This window comes from Thioalkalivibrio nitratireducens DSM 14787, from assembly GCF_000321415.2.
GTDB classification, from domain to species: domain Bacteria; phylum Pseudomonadota; class Gammaproteobacteria; order Ectothiorhodospirales; family Ectothiorhodospiraceae; genus Thioalkalivibrio; species Thioalkalivibrio nitratireducens.
Genome location: NC_019902.2, coordinates 1,257,178 through 1,277,496, shown reverse-complemented (window position 1 = coordinate 1,277,496; position 20,319 = coordinate 1,257,178). Strand labels below are relative to the sequence as shown.

Annotated in this window: 16 protein-coding genes and 1 pseudogene; 7 read left to right on the top strand and 10 right to left on the bottom strand. The window is 69.1% G+C overall.

Features of this window, described 5'->3' with window-relative positions:
- Positions 1-2: 2 nt before the first annotated feature.
- The 9 genes and pseudogenes from TVNIR_RS06145 to amrS all read right to left on the bottom strand — a co-directional run bounded on the left by TVNIR_RS06145 (position 3) and on the right by amrS (position 8,424).
- A complete protein-coding gene (locus TVNIR_RS06145; RefSeq protein WP_015258129.1) occupies positions 3-665 on the bottom strand; it encodes an energy-coupling factor ABC transporter permease in 663 nt (220 codons plus the stop codon).
- Position 666: 1 nt separating this feature from the next.
- Positions 667-1,083 (bottom strand): hypothetical protein, encoded by a 417-nt coding sequence (locus tag TVNIR_RS06140; RefSeq protein WP_015258128.1) that lies wholly within the window; start codon positions 1,081-1,083, stop codon positions 667-669.
- Positions 1,084-1,263: 180 nt separating this feature from the next.
- The gene (locus tag TVNIR_RS06135; RefSeq protein ID WP_015258127.1) at positions 1,264-2,037 is read right to left on the bottom strand and encodes a DUF4198 domain-containing protein; all 774 of its coding nucleotides are present in this window, start codon (positions 2,035-2,037) and stop codon (positions 1,264-1,266) included.
- A gap of 181 nt (positions 2,038-2,218) precedes the next feature.
- Positions 2,219-3,037, bottom strand: coding sequence for a GTP cyclohydrolase II (locus tag TVNIR_RS21010; RefSeq protein ID WP_015258126.1), 819 nt, complete (start codon positions 3,035-3,037; stop codon positions 2,219-2,221).
- Between the two features lie 278 nt (positions 3,038-3,315).
- Positions 3,316-3,747, bottom strand: coding sequence for a gamma-glutamyltransferase (locus TVNIR_RS20955; RefSeq protein WP_250635768.1), 432 nt, complete (start codon positions 3,745-3,747; stop codon positions 3,316-3,318).
- Between the two features lie 100 nt (positions 3,748-3,847).
- Positions 3,848-4,882 (bottom strand): annotated as a pseudogene (locus tag TVNIR_RS06125) (gamma-glutamyltransferase); the annotation flags it as partial.
- A gap of 63 nt (positions 4,883-4,945) precedes the next feature.
- The gene (nikR, locus tag TVNIR_RS06120; protein ID WP_015258124.1) at positions 4,946-5,410 is read right to left on the bottom strand and encodes a nickel-responsive transcriptional regulator NikR; all 465 of its coding nucleotides are present in this window, start codon (positions 5,408-5,410) and stop codon (positions 4,946-4,948) included.
- Positions 5,410-7,179, bottom strand: coding sequence for a hydrogenase maturation protein (locus tag TVNIR_RS06115; RefSeq protein WP_015258122.1), 1,770 nt, complete (start codon positions 7,177-7,179; stop codon positions 5,410-5,412). The genes nikR and TVNIR_RS06115 overlap by 1 nt, the downstream gene beginning before the upstream one ends.
- 135 nt (positions 7,180-7,314) lie before the next feature.
- A complete protein-coding gene (gene amrS / locus TVNIR_RS06110) occupies positions 7,315-8,424 on the bottom strand; it encodes an AmmeMemoRadiSam system radical SAM enzyme (RefSeq protein WP_015258121.1) in 1,110 nt (369 codons plus the stop codon).
- A gap of 303 nt (positions 8,425-8,727) precedes the next feature.
- Between amrS and amrB the strand changes: the two genes are divergently transcribed.
- The 6 genes from amrB (at position 8,728) to TVNIR_RS06080 (ending at position 17,874) form a co-directional block, all read left to right on the top strand.
- Positions 8,728-9,531, top strand: coding sequence for an AmmeMemoRadiSam system protein B (gene amrB / locus TVNIR_RS06105; RefSeq protein ID WP_015258120.1), 804 nt, complete (start codon positions 8,728-8,730; stop codon positions 9,529-9,531).
- A complete protein-coding gene (amrA, locus tag TVNIR_RS06100; protein WP_015258119.1) occupies positions 9,509-10,123 on the top strand; it encodes an AmmeMemoRadiSam system protein A in 615 nt (204 codons plus the stop codon). The genes amrB and amrA overlap by 23 nt, the downstream gene beginning before the upstream one ends.
- A gap of 440 nt (positions 10,124-10,563) precedes the next feature.
- Complete coding sequence (locus TVNIR_RS06095; RefSeq protein ID WP_211263152.1) at positions 10,564-11,220, top strand: hypothetical protein; 657 nt, start codon at positions 10,564-10,566, stop codon at positions 11,218-11,220.
- A gap of 275 nt (positions 11,221-11,495) precedes the next feature.
- Positions 11,496-14,342, top strand: coding sequence for a multiheme c-type cytochrome (locus TVNIR_RS06090; RefSeq protein WP_015258117.1), 2,847 nt, complete (start codon positions 11,496-11,498; stop codon positions 14,340-14,342).
- Between the two features lie 2 nt (positions 14,343-14,344).
- Positions 14,345-16,201, top strand: coding sequence for a CRTAC1 family protein (locus tag TVNIR_RS06085; protein WP_015258116.1), 1,857 nt, complete (start codon positions 14,345-14,347; stop codon positions 16,199-16,201).
- The gene (locus TVNIR_RS06080; protein ID WP_015258115.1) at positions 16,198-17,874 is read left to right on the top strand and encodes a tetratricopeptide repeat protein; all 1,677 of its coding nucleotides are present in this window, start codon (positions 16,198-16,200) and stop codon (positions 17,872-17,874) included. The genes TVNIR_RS06085 and TVNIR_RS06080 overlap by 4 nt, the downstream gene beginning before the upstream one ends.
- 315 nt (positions 17,875-18,189) lie before the next feature.
- On the opposite strand, the gene TVNIR_RS19695 is transcribed toward TVNIR_RS06080, so the two are convergent.
- Positions 18,190-18,510, bottom strand: a complete 321-nt coding sequence (locus TVNIR_RS19695) for a hypothetical protein (protein ID WP_043739452.1) — start codon at positions 18,508-18,510, stop codon at positions 18,190-18,192.
- 277 nt (positions 18,511-18,787) lie between these two features.
- On the opposite strand from TVNIR_RS19695, the gene TVNIR_RS06070 reads away from it, so the two are divergent.
- A complete protein-coding gene (locus tag TVNIR_RS06070) occupies positions 18,788-20,299 on the top strand; it encodes a hypothetical protein (RefSeq protein ID WP_015258113.1) in 1,512 nt (503 codons plus the stop codon).
- Positions 20,300-20,319: the final 20 nt, after the last annotated feature.

The window sequence follows — 20,319 nt, the reverse complement described above, 5'->3', positions numbered from 1 at the left end:
CGTCACGCCTCCCGCTCGCAGGCGACCGACGCCCAGCGGCGCCGGCAGGCATGACGCCACACCAGCAATGTCAGCACGGCTTCGCCGAGACCGATGAACACGTGCGGCAGCACAATCGCCGGCAGCGTCACCGACCAGTCGAACGGAAAAAAGCGCGGGCTGCCGTCCGGCGCGCGCGCGATCCACGGCTGCAGACCCAGCACCAGCGCGACCAGCAACGCCGACAGCAGCACCGAGACGAAGACCGCCGCCAGTACCGCGAAAGCGGGCTGCACCCGGCGCAGCGAATGAAACAGCAGCCAGGCGGCCCAGGCTCCGACGAAGCCCAACACCAGCGCATTCACCGGCAGCGCGGTGATCCCGCCCGCCCCCGTCACCAGCGCCTGCAGCACGAGCACCAGCGTGTACGCCAGAAACGCGACCCAGGGTCCGAACACCAGCGCCAGCAGCGCGACGCCGATCGCATGCCCGGACGTACCCCCCGGCAGCGGCAGCATCAGGCTCGACAGCAGAAACGCCAGCGCGGTGAATACCGCAAGCCGCGGCAGCGCTTCGTCGCCGACCGCGGCTGTGAACCGCCGACCGGCCCACCACCACAGCGGCACGGCCAGCACCAGCGCCGGCAGGTAGGTCTGGGGCGAGATCAGTCCGTCGGGGATATGCATGTCAGCCGCGGCTGCGCCGAGCGCGCTGCAGACGCCACAACGCGACGATACCGAAGGCCCCCAGCAGATAGCCGACGCCGGCTGACAGCCGGGCGGCCTGCGCCAGGCCGGCGCCGCCCGGATCGGCGACCGCCAGCGACCCGGGATCGACGTCGATACGCGCCTCGGCCCCGTGACCGTCCTCGGTCGCGACGATCACCTTCCAACGGCCGGGACGGTTCGGCCGGAAACTGACCTCGCCCAGGGCATTGATGCGCCCGGTCTGGAACGGCCGGGCATCGTCCGGGCCCAGCACCTGGTAGGTCTCGAAATAAGGCCGGTCGCCATCGGAAAAATGGAACCGCACGAGTACCGCGTCGCCCTCCAGCACCTGGTGCAGTAGCGCGTGGCCCGAGGCGGGCGGTGCCAGGATCGACACCGTCAGGGCCAGCGCAACAGCGAGGCCCCGGGACTTGTGCCGGCGGGCAGATCGCTGCGCACCCGCGCCGCCCTGCCCGCCGATGGGTTCACACCCGGAAAGTGGCGCGCGACCTCCCAGCCGGCATCGCGCGGCCGGGTTGGGCGCTGTACCCTTCCGCACGCCCGCCACGGCCCCGGCTCACCGGACCACGAAGGTCAGCGTGGAATAGTAGTTGCGGCGATCGCAGACATCCGGGTCGGGATAGTCCTCGCTGGCATGCGCGCGCACCAGCCAGTACCCGACCGTCGCCGGCACGATCCGGGCTACCCCCTCGGCATCGGTCGATACCGTCACCGCGTAGTCCTGCTCGTCCTGCCCGCGATACCCCGCGAACGTCGCTTTCACCTCGCCCACCCAGGGTTCGCCGTGCAGCAACACCCGCAGCTCGAGCGAATCGCCGGGATCCAGGGATGCCGGGTCGCTGAGGGGCACCAGTTCCAGCGCATGCCCGTGCCGGTACTGCCAGGCCACGCCGGATTCCCGGCCGACGATTGCCTTCATCGCGTTGCCCGACTGGCTGCAGCTGAACGCGTCGGGATACTGCTCGCGCGACGCGCGGCGGCCACCCTCGTGGGTCCGGCTCCAGAAGATCGGCGTCTGTTCCGCAACCAGGAGTCCGCCGCCTGCCGGCAACGGGTGCAACCCCGCCCCGTCGACGTCCAGCTCCTGCACTTCACCGGCCATATCGACCCAGCGCACAGCGGCCACCGCCTCCGGCGCCAGCAGACGGTCGGACGGAAACGCGTGGCCGAAATGAATGCGGAAACCCGGCTCCTCGCCGTCCCCATCGCTGGCGGCGACAATCCACGGATAATGGGCGAGCGCGCTCGACGCCAGCGCCGCGGCGATGATGCCGAGCGTCAGCGCAAGCGCGCGGGCGGCGTTTCTTCTGGACCGACGGTCGGGTTTCATGGGCACAGTAGGAGTTTTTTATAATACTGCTTATCATACCGGCCCGGGCTTCCCGAACCAATACGCCGCCGTGCTGCGAACCCCCGATCCGTCCCGCGTGCGGCAGTCATCGCCCTCCTGCAATGTGCGCGAAGGCATGCGCAGCGACCGTGCGCGGCGGGCCGCGCCGGTCATCCGAGCGTCAGCAATGCAGGTCCTCTTCGGAGATCGCGTGCCCCCACGTCCGCTTCGCGCGCAAATAACGCCGGTTGCATTCGTCCACTCCGGCCAAGTGTTTCACCCTGCGGGCGTTCGTGAGTCCGTGCTCCGCCAGATCCTGGAGCTTCTTCGGATTGTTCGTCAGCAGCCGGAACGGGCGGTCCCCCAGCTTCCACTTGAGGATCGACGCGGCATCGGTGAAGTCGCGGGAATCGTCCGGTAGCCCGAGACTGCGATTCGCCTGGTAGGTGTTCTCGCCTGCGTCCTGCAGCAGGTAGGTCGCCGCCTTGGCCCAGAGCCCGATCCCCCGGCCCTCGTGGCCGGCCATGTAGACCAGGTACCCCCCGGCGGGGTCGGTCTGGATCTGGCGGATGGCGGCCGCGAGCTGCGGACCGCAGTCGCAGCGGCGGGAACCGAACACGTCGCCGGTCAGACAATTCGAGTGCACCCGAACCAGCGGCTCGCGCGACGGATCCGGATTCCCGATCTCGAGCAGGCTGTTGACCGCCATCGACGAGGTGAGCGACGCGAACAGGTGCTGACCACCCTTTTCCCGCAGTTCGGTGGCGAGATCCTGGACCCGGGCCAGTTCCGTACGGCGTACGAAGGCATACCACTGGGCCGTGAGCGGTTCCTCCGTGATCGCGACCGGCAGCGCGATCGGACCGAGGATGTCCAGGGCAGGCTCGGCGGGGACATCGGCCGAAGTGGCATCGATCCGCCGGCCGTCCGCGTTGATCCGTTCCAGTTTGCCTTGCGCCAGCAGCCGCGCGCGGACTGAGGGGTCGATATACGTAAACATGCGCTGATCCGTCTCGTCAGAAATTCGAGCGCATACCCGCGGCGCTCGTCACGCGACCCGATGATTCGACTTGTCTCCGCCCATCGGGCGAGGCGGGTCAAACCGGAATCCTTCGGCAGCGAAGCCGATGTCGACCAATGCCCGGATGCGCGCGCCTTACACGCGCACGCGGGGCCTCGTTGACTTCAGATCAGGCCGCACGAAAGCCTACCCGTTTGCGCCACATTTGTCCTGCTTCCGGGGTTCGGTCGAGGTTCAGGACCGGTACTGCAACGCGTTCATCCGGCCCGACGCACGATCCCGCCCCGGCGCATATCCCCGGCCCCATCGAGGCCATCCGCGCCCCGAGCCACCGCGTGCACGCCGCCGAAGAACAGGCTGCGTCCACCCCATACCCGATGCCGGGGCCAGGCCTCGAGCAGCGGCGCAAGGGCCTGCGCATCGTCGAATCCGGCCTCGACGCTTAGCAATCCCTCCTCGAGGTGCAGGCGCGGCGCATCTACGGCCTCGGCCAGCGGCATGCTGAAGTCGAGCAGATTCACCAGCGCCTGCAAAATCGCGGTACGAATCCGGTTCGAGCCGCCGGAGCCGAGCGCGACCTCGCGCCCGTCGGCGTGTTGCACGACCGTCGGCGCCATCATCGAGGTCAGGCGCTGATTCTCGTGCCAGCGGAAGAACCCGCCCGGGTTCAGATCCTGCTCGCCGAGCATGTTGTTCAGCATGATCCCGGTATCCGGGATCAGCACTCCGCCAGCCCTCGCCGTTGCTGGCCGTCAGGCTCGCGACGTTGCCGGCCGCATCGATCACGCTCAGGTGGGTAGTGCCGCGGACCGCCATCGGCCGGCCCCGGATGTCGCGCAGGTAGCGCTCCAGCAATTCCGGATCCAGCAGCGCTGCGGGATCCAGCGCCGTGTCATCGACCGTCTGGGCCTCGAGCCGCGCGCGGTCGGTCAGTTCCATTACCCGTGCCAGCCGGTGCAGGTGATCCGCCGACCCGAAGGCCGCCGGTGCCGGACCGGAGGCTTCCAGCAGACGCAGCGCAAAGCCCGACAGCAGCCCGCCCGAGGCCGGCGGCGGGTTGGTCCAGATCCGGTGCCCGCGGTACTCCAGCGCCAGCGGCTCGCGCCACGGGGCCCGGTAACCGCGCAGGTCGTCGAGTTCGAGATGGCCGCCCCCGCCTCGGCACAGATCGACCACCTGGTGGGCAAACTCGCCGGTGTAGAACCATGCCTCGCCGTCGTCGCACGCCAGCCGCTCGAGCACATCGGCGAACGCCGTTTGCTGCAGGCGATCGCCTTCCACCACCAGCGACCCGGCGCGCGTCGGGCTCGCGAACAGCGCACGGGAGGCCTCGGAATGGCGGTAGATCGCGCCCACGATCCGGAACGCGTGCGCCTGCAGCGCGTTGACCCGCACACCCTCGCGGGCCAGCTGCACCGCCGGCTCGACCAGCACCGACATCGGCAGGCTCGCCAGCCGGCGCCAGGCCGCGAACAGGCCGCGCACCATGCCGGGCGTTGCCACCGACCCCAGGCCGATATGGAACTCCTGCTGGGCGTCGCCGAAATCCGCGACGATCGGCAGGAACTCGATCTCATCGACGGGCCGCTTGCGCATCGGGGTCTGCACGAAGAAATCGAGCGCCTGCACGGGCCCGGCCCGGGGCCGGGCCAGCAGGAATCCACCGCCGCCAAGCGAACAGAGCACCGGCTCGGCGACGCAGGCCGCGAACTGGCCGGCAATCACCGCATCGAAGGCGTTGCCGCCGGCCTCCAGGATCTGTGCCGCGGCATCGGCGGTTGCCGGGTGGCCGGCCGCGACGATCCCGACCGGGTTCACCTGCATCCCGGGGCCGACAACGCACCCCGGCGACTGCGGTGGACCCGGCGCCAGCGCGAGGCCTTGCCGTCAGTTCCCATGTCCAAGCCCGTGTCCATGCGCCATCGCCGCCGGGCCCTGCGCCGGCGCCTGATCCAGTGGAATGCGGTGCAGCTGCCCGTGCCGGATCCCGGGGCGCGCCATCACCGACTCGGCGAAAGCCTGTACGTCGGCGGCATGGCCTTTCAGCAACACCGACTCGACGCAGAGATCGTGGTCGAGATGCATGTGCAACGTCGTCACGGTGAGGTTGTAATTCGCGTGATGGACTTGCGTCAGGCGCTTGCTCAGTTCGCGTTCGTGGTGATCGTACATGTAGCTCAACACCCCGACGCAATGGCCCTTCCCGGCCTCGCCCAAGCGCTCCTTCGCCAGCGCGCCGCGGATCAGGTCGCGCACGGCCTCGGAACGGTTGCTATAGCCCTTGCGCTTGATGTAAGCGTCGAACTCCTGCGCCAGTTGCGGTTCGATGGAGACGGTAAAGCGTTCACTCATCAGGGATTCCTTGCGGCGTGGGCGACACGCGTCCCGGCGCCCCGGCGCCGGTGCAGTGCGAGGTGCAAGGGCGTGCGCGAGTGTGGTACCCGGTGCACGAAATTGTAGCGGGCCACATGGTAACTGGGATCGAAGCCGAAGAAATTCAGGTGCATCCGCTGCATTTCCTCCTCACGGTACGCGGCCAGCGGCTTTTCGGCCTCGTCGCGGCGGCGCTGCGCCCGTTTGCGTTGCACGCGGACGGGCAGGTCCCCGGACGCGGCCAGATCCTGCGCGCGCTGCTGCGCCAGCGCGAAAAACGCCGCGGCGTCGCTCCCGAATACCGCATCGACCAGCCCCTGCTCGCGAGCCTCCGGGGCCCCGAGCGGCAGGCGGTTGGTCATGATGGCCTGGGCCCCGTCCGGCCCCACCCGGCGCGGCAGCAGGTAGGTCCAGTATTCCGAGCCGTAGAGGTTGCCCATGTTCTTGTAATGCGGGTTAAGCACCACCCCGGGTGCGCACCAGACCTCGTCTGCGGCCAGCGCCAGAAATACGCCCCCAGCCCCGGCGTTACCGCGCAGCGCCGAGACCACCAGCCGGTCGTCGGTCTCGATGATCGCCCGGGTCAGGTCGTTCATCGCCTCGATGTTCTCCCAGGACGCCTCGGCCGCTTGCTCCGCAGCCTCGATCCGGTGCAGGTGAATGCCGTTGGACCAGAAGTCGCTTCCGCCCAGCAGCACCAGCACCCGAGCCGGCGTCGCCCGCAGCCGTTCCCAGGCCTCGCGCAGGCGCCCGCATTGTTCGGCCGCCATCGCCCCGTTGTGGAACTCGAACGCGAGGTAGCCGACATCGCCGTCGGTCCAGGCGTGGATCTCCTGCCAGGTTCCGCCGTCGGACGCGGACGCGAACGAATCCAGCGGCAGTTCGGGGGCACCCGCGAGCCGTTCCTGCCCCAGCACCTGCACGGCCGGCAGTTTCAGGTCGCGCTGGTCGCCGCCGATCGGACGCAGGTGGGTGATCCAGACCGCGCCGTCGCGGGTCGCACGGCAGATCGCGCCGTTGCGGGTCGCAATCACCGCGCCGGGCTCGCCGCGCAGCCGCGATTCCGGCCAGGCACCGAACACCCGCACCGGCAGGCCGAAGATCTCGTCGTGGACCCCGGGAAATCCGTCGGCCGCGCGGATCCGGCGCAGAACCGTGTCGCGATCGTCGCGCTGCCAGTCGATCGCACGCTGCGACGCCTTCAGCGCCGGCCGCCAGCGTCCGCGCGAGCCATCCGGGTTGCGGGACAGCGGCAGCGGCCGGAAAGCCGGATCGGCGAGGCGTTCGAGCGCCAAGCGGACCGCCTGTACCGCCGCGTCGGTGACCTCGCGCCGGTACAGACTGCTCTTCGTTGCCGCCCGCATCGGGAACGCCACCGAGGCCCAGACGTCGCCTGCGTCCATCTCCGCGTCCGCCTGCAGGACGGTCACCCCCCATTCGCGCACGCCTTCCTCGATCGCCCAGTCGAGCGCCGCCGGTCCGCGGTCTCCGACCGGTCCGGGATGGACGATCCAGCAGCGCGTGCTCCGCCACACCGATTCCGGGATCGCGCGTTTCAGGAACGGGGCAATCACCAGCTCCGGCCGGTACCACGCCACTGCCTCCCGGGTCACGTCGTCGTGGATGTCGAATTCGATCGACACCTCGTGCCCCAACCGGCGCAGTTCCACGAACAGGCGCTGGCTCAGACTGTTGAAACTGTGGGTCAGAAACAGGATCCGCATCGCGCGGCAAGCATAGCAAGCCACCGCGATATCTCGCACTGCCGGTCGGCCGCGGGACGCAATTGCTCAGCGCCATCCGCCGGTCGTCGGTGGAAAACCCCGACGGCGCTGCCGGCCCCTGGGTCCCACGGCGGATGACGGCCTTCGACCCCTTGCCCCCTACGGGTGCGGGGCGAACTCGGCAAGGCGGACCGGAACGCGGCGCGCGCCCCACTGGCCGGGGGCCAATTCGAACACACCCGCGAGCGGCGTCGCACAGACATCGCAGCGGCCCTCACCGTCCAGGTTCCAGGCGGTGATCTCATAGCCGGAACGGCCGATCAGCTTGCGGTTGCAGGCCGGACACCAGGTCGACTGGCCATCGGGGTCCCAGGCGTTGCCGGTGTAGGCATGATGCACGCCCGCGTTGCGCGCGATCCGCCGCGCACGGCGCAGCGTCTCCACCGGGGTCGGCGGATACTCGGTCATTCGGAAATCCGGGTGGAATGCGGTGAAATGCATCGGCACCTGCGGGCCCAGCCTCTCGATCACCCACTCGCACATTTGGCGGATCTCGTCGTCGCCGTCGTTCTCGCCGGGGATCAGCAGCGTCGTCAGTTCCACCCAGACCCCGGTTTCGTGCACCAGCCACTCGAGGTTGTCGAGTACCGGCTGCAGGTGCGCACCCGTCAGCCGGTGATAGAAGCGTTCGGAGAAGGCCTTCAGATCCACGTTGGCCGCGTCCATGCCCGCGTAGAACTCGGCCCGGGCTGCTTCGCTGATGTAGTTCGCGGTTACCGCCACAGTACGGATCCCCTGCTCCCGGCAGGCCCTCGCGACGTCCTGGGCATACTCGTGGAAGATCACCGGATCGTTGTAGGTAAAAGCCACCGCTCGGCAACCGGTGGTGACAGCCGCGCGCGCGATGGTTTCCGGGTCGGCCCGATCCATCAGCGTATCGAGTTCGCGCGACTTGCTGATGTCCCAGTTCTGGCAGAACTTGCAGGCCAGGTTGCAACCCGCAGTGCCGAACGACAGCACCGGCGTGCCGGGCAGGAAGTGGTTCAGCGGCTTCTTCTCGATCGGATCGATGCAGTAGCCGCTGGAGCGTCCGTAGGTCGTCAGCACCACCTCGCCATCGAGGTTGGCACGCACGAAACAGGCCCCGCGCTGTCCGGGTTTCATTTTGCACAGCCGCGGGCACAGATCGCACTGCACGCGACCGTCCGCGAGCGTGTCCCAGTATCGGGTGGCGACGGTAAACGCGTCGCGGGCGAGGGTTTCGGTCATGGCCTGTTCCGGTCGAAAATTCCCTGTTCCATTGGAGGCCTATCGCGCGCCTGCAGTTCCCAGTGTTCCCGCCACCGTACCGATGGCACCGAGGCCGGTTCCGATGGTCCATCTTCATGAAGGAGATACAGGAACACGGGCGCGGCCGTGCGGCAACGATCGGGGGTGACACACGCTGCGCCGTAACGATGAAGCCGTGAAGATGAACCGGGATCCGGTGTTGCCATCATCAGTTTCCCCTCCGCTTTTCCTGACTCGCGGAGGAGGAGTTGCACGCGGCTTTCAGGAAATGGAGGAACGGGAATGCAGGCACCGGAGACTGTTCGCGAACCGGCAGTGGCCGGGCTGTTCTACCCGGACGACCCGGCGGCACTGCGGCGCGAGGTACGGGCGCTGATGTCGGGGGCCACCGCCCCGGCACCCGAGCGCCCGGCGCCCAAGGCGCTGATTGCACCGCATGCCGGGTACCGTTATTCCGGCCCGGTCGCCGCCTCGGCGTACGCGGCACTCGGCGCTGCCGTCGCGCACATCCGGCGTGTGGTGCTGCTCGGGCCGTCGCACCGGGTGCCCTTCCGCGGAATCGCGGCCACCGGCGCCGGGGCCTACAGGACGCCGCTCGGCGCAATTCCGGTCGATCAAGCGGCGAACGCGTCGATCCGCGATCTGCCCGGGGTCGTCACGCTCGATCTCGCGCACGGGCCGGAACACAGCCTCGAGGTGCACCTGCCGTTTCTGCAGTTGCTGCTCGACGACTTCGCCCTGGTGCCCCTGGTCGTCGGCGACGCGGACCCGAACCAGGTGACGGCGGTACTCGAACGGCTCTGGGGCGGACCGGAGACGCTGATCGTCGTCAGCTCCGACCTCTCGCATTACCACGGCTACCGAACCGCGCAGAGCCTCGATGCCGAGACCTGCCGCGCGATCGAATCGATGCGCGAGGACATGCTGACCCCGGACCGTGCCTGCGGCTGCCGGCCGCTCGCCGGCCTGCTCCGCGCCGGACGTGCGCACGGCCTGACCGTGCACACACTGGACCTGCGCAACTCCGGGGACACTGCGGGGCCACGCACGGAGGTCGTAGGTTATGGCGCATGGACCCTCCAGTGAGCCCATCCGGTTCCTGGAACCGGAACACGAGGCACGGCTGCTCGAGATCGCCGTGCTCGGCGTGCGGCACGCGGCCGCGATCCAGGCACTGCCGCACGTCGACCCGGCCCGCGAGCCGCCGGCGCTGCAGCGGCCCGGCGCGACCTTCGTGACCTTGAAACGCGAAGGCCGGCTGCGCGGCTGCATCGGAACGCTCGAGGCCACGCGCCCACTGGCCGAAGACGTCGCCTACAACGCCTTTGCCGCAGCCCGTCACGACCCGCGTTTTCCACCCCTGACGACCCACGAGATCTCCGGCCTGGAACTGTCCGTCGCGGCCCTCGGGGCCCAGGAGCCGCTGGCCCCGGCGTCGCGCGAGGCCCTGCTCGAGGCGCTGCGGCCGGGCATCGATGGCCTGGTCGTGCGCAGCGGGATGCTTCGCGCCACCTTCCTGCCCGCAGTCTGGGAACAGCTGCCCGATCCCGGCGACTTCGTCGCAGCCCTCTGGGAAAAGGCCCGGCTGCCCGCGGGCGCCTGGCCCGGTGAACTCCGGCTGAGCCGCTACCGCGTCTACACCCTGAATATTCACATCGCCGATCACGGCCCCCTATAGCGTGAAAATACGCCGCCCGAGAATCGTATGTCTCTGATTTATAATCGTAGTTTCATCCTTCGGGGTGCCTCGCGGCCGAGGGCATGACAGTTAACGTGAAACGACAGCCACGGAAGAACACGGAAATCACGGAAAATGAAACGGATCAAACCCTTTTTCCCGTGTCTGTCCGTGCTTTCCGTGGCTCGCCTTTTCATATTGCAGGGTAGCCGCTGGCCATGAGAGTTACCCGATGTTGCGCCTTCCGCGCAGGCACGACACGCCGTCGCCGGGAACACCCGCGCGCATGGCCGCGGCCCACGATTGCGGTCTTTGCGGGCCACCTTTGAGCGAGGCGGGATTCTGCTAAGCTTCTTCGGTTCCGACGTGATTTCCAGGGTCCGGAACGGCCCGGGATCTTCTGATACATCACAGTTAATCGAGGTTGTTGGTCCATGCCCATGAAAAATCGATTATTCCTGTTGGCGATCACATTGGCTTTCGGCGCTGCCGGCTGTTCTCCCGAGGATACGACCGAGGCCCCCGCGGGCGCAGTTCCGCCTCCGCCCGCAGCCGAAGCCCCCGCGGCACCGACGACCCCGCGCGCGGAGGTCGCGACCCCGGCCACCGCCCAAGCCGGGCAAGGCGCCGCAGGCGGGCTGCTGTGGTCGGTTCCCGACCATTGGCAGACCGAGGGCCAGCGACCGATGCGCGTGGCGACTTATCGCACCCCCGCCGCCGAGGACGATCCCGATCCGGGTGAAGTCGCCGTGTTCTACTTCGGTCCGACCGAGGGCGGCACGGTAGACGCGAACGTCGACCGCTGGTTCGGCCAGTTCGATCAGGCCGATGGCCGCCCGACGCGCGAGGTCGCGGAACGGGAGTCGACCGAGATCGCCGGCATGTCCGTGACCCTGGTCCGTGCCGCGGGCACCTACAATGCCGCCGCCGGCCCGATGGCGCCCCGCGCCGATCTGCGCCCCGGATACCGGCTGATCGGCGCGATCGTCGAGGGGCCTGAAGGCGCGGTGTTCTTCAAGTTCACCGGCCCGGAACAGACCGTCGCGGACGAAGAGGCGCATTTCCTGGCAATGATCGAGTCCATCGACCAGCCGTAGCAGCAGGCGACCGGCGGCTCCCCTCGCACCACCGAGGGGGTGCCGTCCGGCCGGATACGCACCTTCGGGACAACGCACCCAAACAGGCCCACGTTCGCACACACACACGCATTTCACGGTAATCTATAAGGGTATACGCCCGAGACAGGAACGTCGCGGAGACCTCGGCCGTACCGCCGTCGGACTGCGCGCATGCAAGAGAACTCCAGGCTATGGCCGGCACTATGCACCATCGGCGCGGCGCCTCCAGCCCCCCCCCCACTCGCCGGACGCCGGTGATCGGCGGCCGGTTGCGGCCGCTGCTCGCGCTGCTGTTGTTGCTGTTTGCGCTGCTCGCGGTCAACTCGCTGTACCTGGCCGGGATCACGCTGACTGAGTTCGTCACCGGGCGCAGCCTTCAGGGCTACCTCTACCTGCTGATGGTCGTCGTGCACGTCGGCCTGGGCCTGCTGCTGGTTCCGGTATTTCTCGCGTTCATTCTCGGGCACCTGCGCCGCGCGCGGGAACGGCGCAACCGCTATGCGATCGGTGCCGGCCTGGCCCTGGCGGTCACAGGCCTGCTCCTGATCGGCTCAGGGCTGATGCTGGTGCGCTTCGATTTCCTTGCGGTCCATCACCCGGCTGCACGAGCCGTCTTCTACTGGCTACACGTCGCGGCGCCGCTAGCGGTCGTGTGGCTGTTTGTGCTGCACCGGCTGGCCGGGCCGCGGCTGCGCTGGGGCGCAGGCCTGCGCTGGGCCGGGGTCACCGCTACGATCGCCGTGGCCATCGCCGCGCTGCACCTGTACCACCCGGAACAAGGTGAACCGACGGCCGTCGCCACGTTCGAACCGGCGCTGACGCGGCTGGCCGTCACCGAATCCGGCGCGAACGGCACTCCGATCCTGGCCCCGGAACGCCTGATGCGCGACGCATTCTGCGCCGAGTGCCACGCCGAGATCGCCGAACAGCATGCTGCCAGCATGCATCGCTTCAGTTCGTTCAATAACCCGGTCTACCGCTTCAGCGTCGAGGAAACCCGCGCGGTTGTACTCCAGCGCGATGGCGACGTGCAGGCTGCCCGGTTCTGCGCCGGCTGTCACGATCCGTTGCCGCTGTTCTCCGGCGCGTTCGACCGGCCGGACTACGACCCGGACCGCGATCCCGCAGCAGAGGCCGGCATCACCTGCCTGGTCTGCCATGCGGTCACCGAGGTGAACAGCCCCCGCGGCAACGCCGACTTCACGCTGGTGGATCCGCCGCGCTACCCGTTCGAGGACAGCGCCAACGCCTGGCTCGCCGCGCTGGGGCGGCAGCTGATCCGGGCGAAACCGGCCTACCACAAGCGCACGTTGTTGCGCCCGCTGCACCAGGAGCCCGAGTTCTGCAGCACCTGCCACAAGGTCGGGCTACCGCAGGAACTGAACCACTACCGCTGGCTGCGTGGCCAGGACCACTACGGCACCTTTCTCGCCAGCGGCGTGTCGGGCCACCGCGTCGACAGCTTTTACTATCCCGAGCGGGCCGAAATCGGATGCACCGGCTGCCACATGCCGTATTCGGCCTCGCGCGATCCGGCCGCGCGCGTGTTCCCCGGCCAGGGAGTCGGCGTGCACGACCATCGCTTCGCGGCCGCCAACACCGCGATCCCGCAGCTGCTGGGCCGCGACGCGAGCGAGATCGAGGCCCGGCAGGATTTCCTGCGCGACCGGGTCGCCCGCATCGACCTGTTCGGCATCAAGGAGGATGGCCGCATCGACGGCGAGCTGCACGCCCCACTGCGGCCTGAACTGCCGGCGCTGGAGTCCGGGGGCAGCTACCTGCTCGAGGTGGTGTTGCGAACGCTGCGCATCGGGCATCCGCTGACGCAGGGAACGTCGGACTCCAACGACCTCTGGCTGGAGGTGCTGCTGCGCGACGGCAACGGGGTGATCGGGCACAGTGGCGCGCTCGGCCCCGACGGCGACGTCGACCCCTGGGCGCACTTCGTGAACGCCTACGTCCTCGACCGTGACGGCAACCGGATCGACCGGCGCAACGTACAGGACATCTTCGTGGCCCTGTACGATCATCAGGTGCCGCCGGGCGCGGCGGCCGTGGTGCAGTACCGGTTCACGGTGCCCGACGATGCGCAAGGACCGCTGGCGATCGACGCGGCGTTGCACTATCGCAAGTTCGATACCCGGTTGATGCGTCACGTGCAGGGCAAGTCGTTTACCCGCAACGATCTGCCGATCACCACGCTCGCCACCGACCGGCTCACGCTGCCGCTGGCCGGCGACACCACGGCACCGGCCCAGGAACACCCGGTCGCGCCCTGGGAACGCTGGAACGACTACGGCATCGGGCTGCTGCGCACCGCGGACCGCGACGCTGCCCGGGGCCAACTGCGTCAGGCCGAGACCGCGTTTCAGCAGGTGGAACGGCTGGGTCGCGCCGATGGCCCGCTGAACCTCGCCCGCGTCTATTTCCGCGAGGGTCGCCTCGACGACGCGGCGCGGGCACTCGCGCGGGCCCGCGAGGCCGAAGCGCCGCCCTGGACCCTGGCCTGGTACGCGGCGCTGATCGACCGCGAGTACGGACGTCTCGACACCGCCGCCGAGCGACTGGAGGCGCTGTACGCAACCCGCTTCCAGGAAGCACGCGACCGCGGCTTCGACTTCTCGCGCGATCTGCGCGTGCCACAACTCCTTGGGCGGACGCGTTTCGAGCAGGCCCGGGCTGCGCGTGGCGAGGCGCGCAGCGAACGCCGCCAGGTGCTGCTGGAGCAGGCCCGCGAGGCGCTGCAGGCGGCACTGGCGATCGATCCGGAAGCCGCCGCCGTGCATCACACGATGGCGCAGGTTCTCGAGCAACTGGGCGACCCCGAGGCCGCGGCACGGCATCGCGCGGCACACGAACGCTACCGGCCCGACGACCTGGCGATCGCGACTGCGGTGGCGCGCCACCGCGCCGCCAATCCGGCAGCCAACCAGGCCGCCGAGGCACTCACGCTATATGACCTGCAGCGCACGATCGCCGATCCGACGGCCCTTGCATGGCGCGGGGTTCAGGGGCACGATGCGCGCCCGGGGCCGGGGCTGCCCGATGACACCGGGAACAGCCTCCGGGAGCACGACCCGGAGCGTCAGGAGGCACGCTGACCATGAACGACCGCCCGTCCGAACGCAGCTCTCTGGAAGAGGTCGGCAGCGACGCCCGCATCGCCCGGATCTTCCGGTATTCGGTGATAGCGGCGAGTGCACTGACCGTGCTCGTACTCGCAGGCCTGGTCGCTTGGTGGTGGATCGCGCGTGAGGATCCGAAACCCGTCGATGAAGTCCCGGTCACCGCCCCGGAGCCGCTGACGCCACCCATCGCAGGGGGGCCGCCGGTGCTGCCCTTCACCGACATCACGCACCAGGCCGGCATCGACTTCACCCACGTGAACGGCGCCTACGGCGAACGGCTGCTGCCCGAGACCATCGGCGCGGGCGTCGCCGTGCTCGACTATAACAACAGCGGCCACCCGGACATCCTGCTCGTGAACTCCAGCTACTGGCCCGGGCACGAAGGGCCGGAACGACCGCGCCTTGCGCTGTACGAGAACGATGGCACCGGCCGTTTCACCGACGTCACGGAGCAGGCCGGACTCGACATCGACCTCTACGGCATGGGCGTCGCCGTCGGCGACTACGACAACGACGGCTGGGTCGACGTGTTCATCACCGCGGTTGGGCACAACCGGCTGTTCCGCAACGAACAGGGGCGTTTCCGCGAGGTGACCGACGAGGCCGGCGTCGGCGGATTGGAACGCGACTGGTCCACCGCCGCCGCGTTCTTCGACTCGAACAACAACGGTCTGCTCGACCTCTACGTCAGCAACTACGTCGAGTGGTCGCCCGAGATCGACCTCGAGATCGACTTCCGTCTGACCGGTCTCGGCCGGGCCTACGGCGCGCCCAATCATTTCCATGGCATGCACGGCTACCTCTACCGCAACAACGGCGACGGCACCTTTGGCGACGTCTCCGCAGAGGCCGGGATCCGGGTGGTCGAACCGGCCACCGGCCGCGCGGTCGGCAAGGCGCTGGGCGTGGTCGCGATCGACTACGACGGCGACGGCTGGATGGACCTGGTGGTTGCGAACGATACCGTGCGCAACTTCCTGTTCCGCAACCGTGGCGACGGCACCTTCGAGGAGGTGGGTGCCTTCGAGGGCGTGGCCTTCGACCGCGACGGCCGGGCGACCGGGGCGATGGGCATCGACGCCGGCTGGTTACGCAACGACGACGACCTCGGCATCGCGATCGGCAACTTCGCGAACGAGCCGAGCTCACTGTACGTGACCGCCGACGGCACCCCCCCGTTCGCCGACGAGGCGATGATCGAGGGCATCGCCGGACCCACCCGGCTGGCGCTGACCTTCGGCGTGCTGTTCATCGACGTCGATCTGAACGGCCGCCTCGATTTCCTCCAGGCCAACGGCCACCTGGAACACGAGATCAACACCGTGCACCCGAGCCAGCACTACGAACAGCCGGGCCAGCTCTTCTGGAACTGCGGCGAAGCCTGCGCGACCCGCTTCGTCGAGGTGTCCGATCCGGGCGATCTGGCCACCCCGATGGTCGGGCGGGCGATGGCCCATGCCGACTTCGACGGCGACGGCGACCTGGACCTGATCGTGACCCAGAACGGGCGCCCCGCTGTGCTGCTGCGCAACGACCAGAACCGGGGCCACCACTGGCTGCGGCTGCGCCTGGTCGGTACCCAGTCGAATCGCGACGCGATCGGTGCCGAAGTCCGGCTGACCGCCGGCGGCGAAACCCAGCGCCGGCTGGTCTCCCCCACGCGCAGCTACCTGTCACAGGTCGAACTGCCGGTCACTTTCGGTCTCGGTGACCACGAAACGGTCGACCGCGTCGAGATCCGCTGGCCCAGCGGCATCGTGCAAACGGTCGAAGTCGATGCCGTCAACCAACTGATCACGGTCGTCGAGCCCGACGGAGAGGATCCGCGATGATCGGATTCCGGACCGCGGCACTCGCAGGCGCGGCTCTGATGCTCGTCGCGGCCATTGCACCCGTACACAGCGATCTCCTGCAGTCACCACCGCCGGCGCACGGGGCGCTGGTACCGGTTCCCGCGCCGGATCTCTCCGGCGCCGAGCCGCGGGCACGGATCGAGATCGAAGAGATGCGGGACGCACTGCGCGACGCGCTGGCGGATCCGCAGACACGCCCGGTCGACCTCGCCGAGCGCTACGGCCGGCTGGGTGCGCTCTACCATGTGCACGAGGTTCCGGCCGGGGCGGTCGCCGCCTACCACAACGCGCGCACCCTCGACCCGGACCGTTTCCGCTGGGCCTATCTCGACGCCTGGCTCGCTCACGGCTCCGGCCGGCTGAAGGATGCTCTCGCGGCCTACGAGGACGCCGCGGCGATCGATCCCGACTACGCTGCGCTGCCGCTGCGCCTCGGCGAAGTGCTGCTTGAACTCAACCGCCCCGACGACGCGCGCGACTACCTGCAGCAGGCACTGGCCGAACCGGGCCTGGAGGCCGCCGCGGCATTCCGGCTCGGGCAACTCGCACTGCAGCACCGGGAGTTCGAGAGCGCGGTCGAGTGGTTCCAGCGGGCGCTGGAAAAGGCCCCCGACGCCGACGCGGTCTATACCCCGCTGGCGCAGGCGCTGCGGGGAGTCGGTGCCGTCGACGCCTCGCGCGAGGCGCTGGCGCTGCGCGGCGAACGCCATCCGCTCGCCGAGGACCGCATCGTGCACGAACTGGACGATCTCGATACCGGCGCCCGGCGCCATTTCCTGCTCGGCCTGCAGGCCGCACGCGAGCGCCGCTATGCCGACGCCGCCGCGTATTTCGCCCAGGGGCTGGGCGAGGCTCCGGACAACCATCACGCCCGTATCAGCTACGCCCGGGCGCTGTACCTGAGCGGTCAGCCAGCGCGTGCCCGCGAAATGCTGGAGGCTGTGCTGCAGGACCATCCGCAGGACACGCTCGCGTCCTTCCTGCTCGGCGTGCTGTTGGATGCCGACGGAGATGGCGATACCGCGCGCGGTCTCTACGAGCAGGTGCTCGCGCTACATCCGGAGCACCCCGGCGCCGCACATCATCTCGGCCTGCTGGCCTTCCGCGCAGGCGACTGGCCCACCGCCGCCAGGCTGCTGTCCCGGGCCGGCGAACGGTTTCCCGACAACAGCCTCGCCCGAGTGCTGGCGCTGGTCGCCGACCGACGCGCCGGTCGCTCCGAGGCGGAAATCCAGGCCCAACTGGAAACCGTCATCCAGGCCCTGCCGCAACACCCACTGCCGCGCTACGCGCTGAGCCGTCTGCTGAGCGCAGCCGGCGATCCTGCGGTCCGGGATCCCGCACGCGGCCTGGAACTCGCGGAGGGACTGCTACGGGCCGGCCCGATCCCGCCGGTGTTCGAGGCGCTCGCGCTGGCGCGTGCGGCCACCGGCGACCCGGACGGCGCGCTGTCGGCCCTCGACCGGGCGGAGACCGGGTATCGACAGAGCACTGCGATGCTCGACCTACCGCGCATCGGGATCCAGCGCCAGCGCATCCGCGACGAAACACTGCCCGGATCGGCCTGGCCCGAGGACGATCCAGTGCTGGCACCCCCGCCGACCGACCCACGCGGCGTGCTCCAGGAATACCCGTCGCCGCGCCCGTTCTGAAGGCACTGCCGACGAAAAAAGTGACGCAGACTGCGTCCGCGATCCGGCGCTGGTATCGTCGCGAGCGCCTGGTCGGCGCAAACGCCGTGTGGCAGATGCACTGCGCCCTTCCACCACCCGCTTGTGGGGGAAGGGCGCGCGGCACGACCGCAACGTGCTCGATTCAGCCCCGACCATGCACCCTGCATCCCACAGTGCCCGGGAGGCCGGACGGAAACGCAGCAGCACGTCTGCAACGCGGAGCACGCCCACAAAAAAGCCCGCGCGGAACCAACCTCCGCGCGGGCCCATTACCACCGGTACAGCCGGGGATAATCAGTCGGACTCTGGCTCCTCCACCGGGGGCTCACCCCAGCCCGGGTAAGCCCCCCAGCCCGGATGGCCGCCCCAGCCCGGATGGCCGCCCCAGCCCGGATGGCCGCCCCAGCCCGGATACCCACCCCAGCCCGGGTAGCCGCCATAGTAGGGGTAGCCGTAGCCGTGGTACGGGCCGCCGTAGTAGCCGGGACCGTACCACGGTCCGCCGCCCCACGGGCCATAGTAGCCACTGCCCCACCAAGAGCTCGCGGGTGCTGCAGCCAGACCCAGCGCCGCCGCAACGGCGCCAACAGCCAGCATCTTCTTGAGTTTGGTCATGCTTTGTCTCCTCTCTGAGTACTCGCGAATGACGCACCTGCTACCCCGCATGGGGGCAGCGCCAAAATGAAACCGCCCGGCAATCCCCTGCGGCTTCAGGGTGATGCTAGTCCGAGGATCCTTCTTTGTCCAAGCCTTCGGTGCATCGCGTCTGAAGCAACCGTCGCCGGAGCATTCCCGCTACCCGGCCCGCTAGCGGCGTCGGCGCGCCGGATCCGATTGCACGCCGACGTCTTTGTCGTCATCCTTGCGCCGGGCGGACGCGAGGACACGCGAAATGAAGGGTTTGGTCAAAGTCATACTGGTGCTGGCAGGGCTCGCCGGCGCGCTTTGGTGGCTCGCGGTGCTGGCGCTGCACCTGACGGCGGGGGCCCAGACCCGCGCCGCGCTGGGTCTACTGAACGACGCCGAAGGCATCACCGCAGAGGCCCAGGAGATCCGCCTCTATCTCGATGGTGCGGGTCTGCGCAAGCTGCGGCTGATCGGTGATGAAGGCGACCGAGTCGACATCGAACATGCGCGGCTGCGCGTCTCCGTCTGGCCGCTGCTGTGGCGCGGCGAGATCGACGTGCGCGAGATCAGTGTTGGAGGCCTCGTGGTGGAACCGTCTCACCGGAGCTTCGCCGCCGTCCCGGACACCGCCGCGGCCAAGACCCCGCCAGACGCGACCCTGCCTGCCGATGCCCCGCCCGCCAGTGACACGGACCCCCGCCGGCAGCGGCGGTCCGACCGCGCAGGCCTGCCCTTCGAGGGCCTGTTGCAGACGACTCAGCGCGACGCGATCCCGGTGCGCGTACGGCAGGCCGACCTCGACGGAACCCTGCTGCTTCCGGACGACCAACGCATGGCGATGCGGATCGCGCTGCGCGGGTTCGCCCCGGGCCGCGAGGGCCGCTTGGAGGCAGTGTTCGACGCGGTCGTCAGCGACCCGGAAATTCCGCTGCACGCGACCGAACTGCGCCTGGACCTCGATATCCAGCAGGCGGCCGCGGGCGGGATCGAGGCCCTCGAGGGCCGCATATACGGCGTGCTGGAGACACCGGATGCGCCCGACCCGATCCGTCTCGACACGAGCTTCTCGGCCCAACCCAGCGCACTCGGAGAACGCTACCGGATCCAGGCTCGGCGCGAAGGACTCGACGATCCCCTGCTGAATCTGGACACCGAGTGGTTCGATGCCGACCGGCGCATCGAGGGGCAACTTCGCGTCGCGTTCACCGAGGCAGCGATCGCGGGCATTCCCCGGTGGCCCGGAATGCCGCCGGTCCCGGCCCGGGGGCTGCTGGAGTTCAATATTTCAGCGCCGGCCACGCCCGGTGCTGAACCCGAAGGAACGTTTCGGCTGGCCGGCGAGGCCGACCTGCCTGCGCTCCTGGAACGCACCGATGCCGGATTGCAGGGATCGCTGGATGCCGGAACCGCCGTGGTGGATCTCGAGGCCCACGTTGCGGACACCGAAGGAACGCTCACCGGCACGGTCGAGTTGACCGGCGTCGTTCCCGAGGGCCACCCAGGGCCACCCTTCTCGGCCCATCACGACACCCGGATCCGGTGGCAGGACGATGCGGCGACCGTCCGCGGCCCGCTGCGGCTCACAGGCCCCCGCTCCGAGTCTCGAGGCACGCTGACGCTGCAGACCGCAGCCGATGCGCCCTACCCCGGCCTGCAGCTGGAACTCGACCGGTTCGACGAGGAAGAATGGGCCCCGGTGCTCGAGATCCTGCCGGACCCGAAGCCGCGCATCCGGCTGACCGGTGCGGCACCGGAAACCCCTGCGGATCCAAGATAACCGCGGCGCCGGGACGGCAC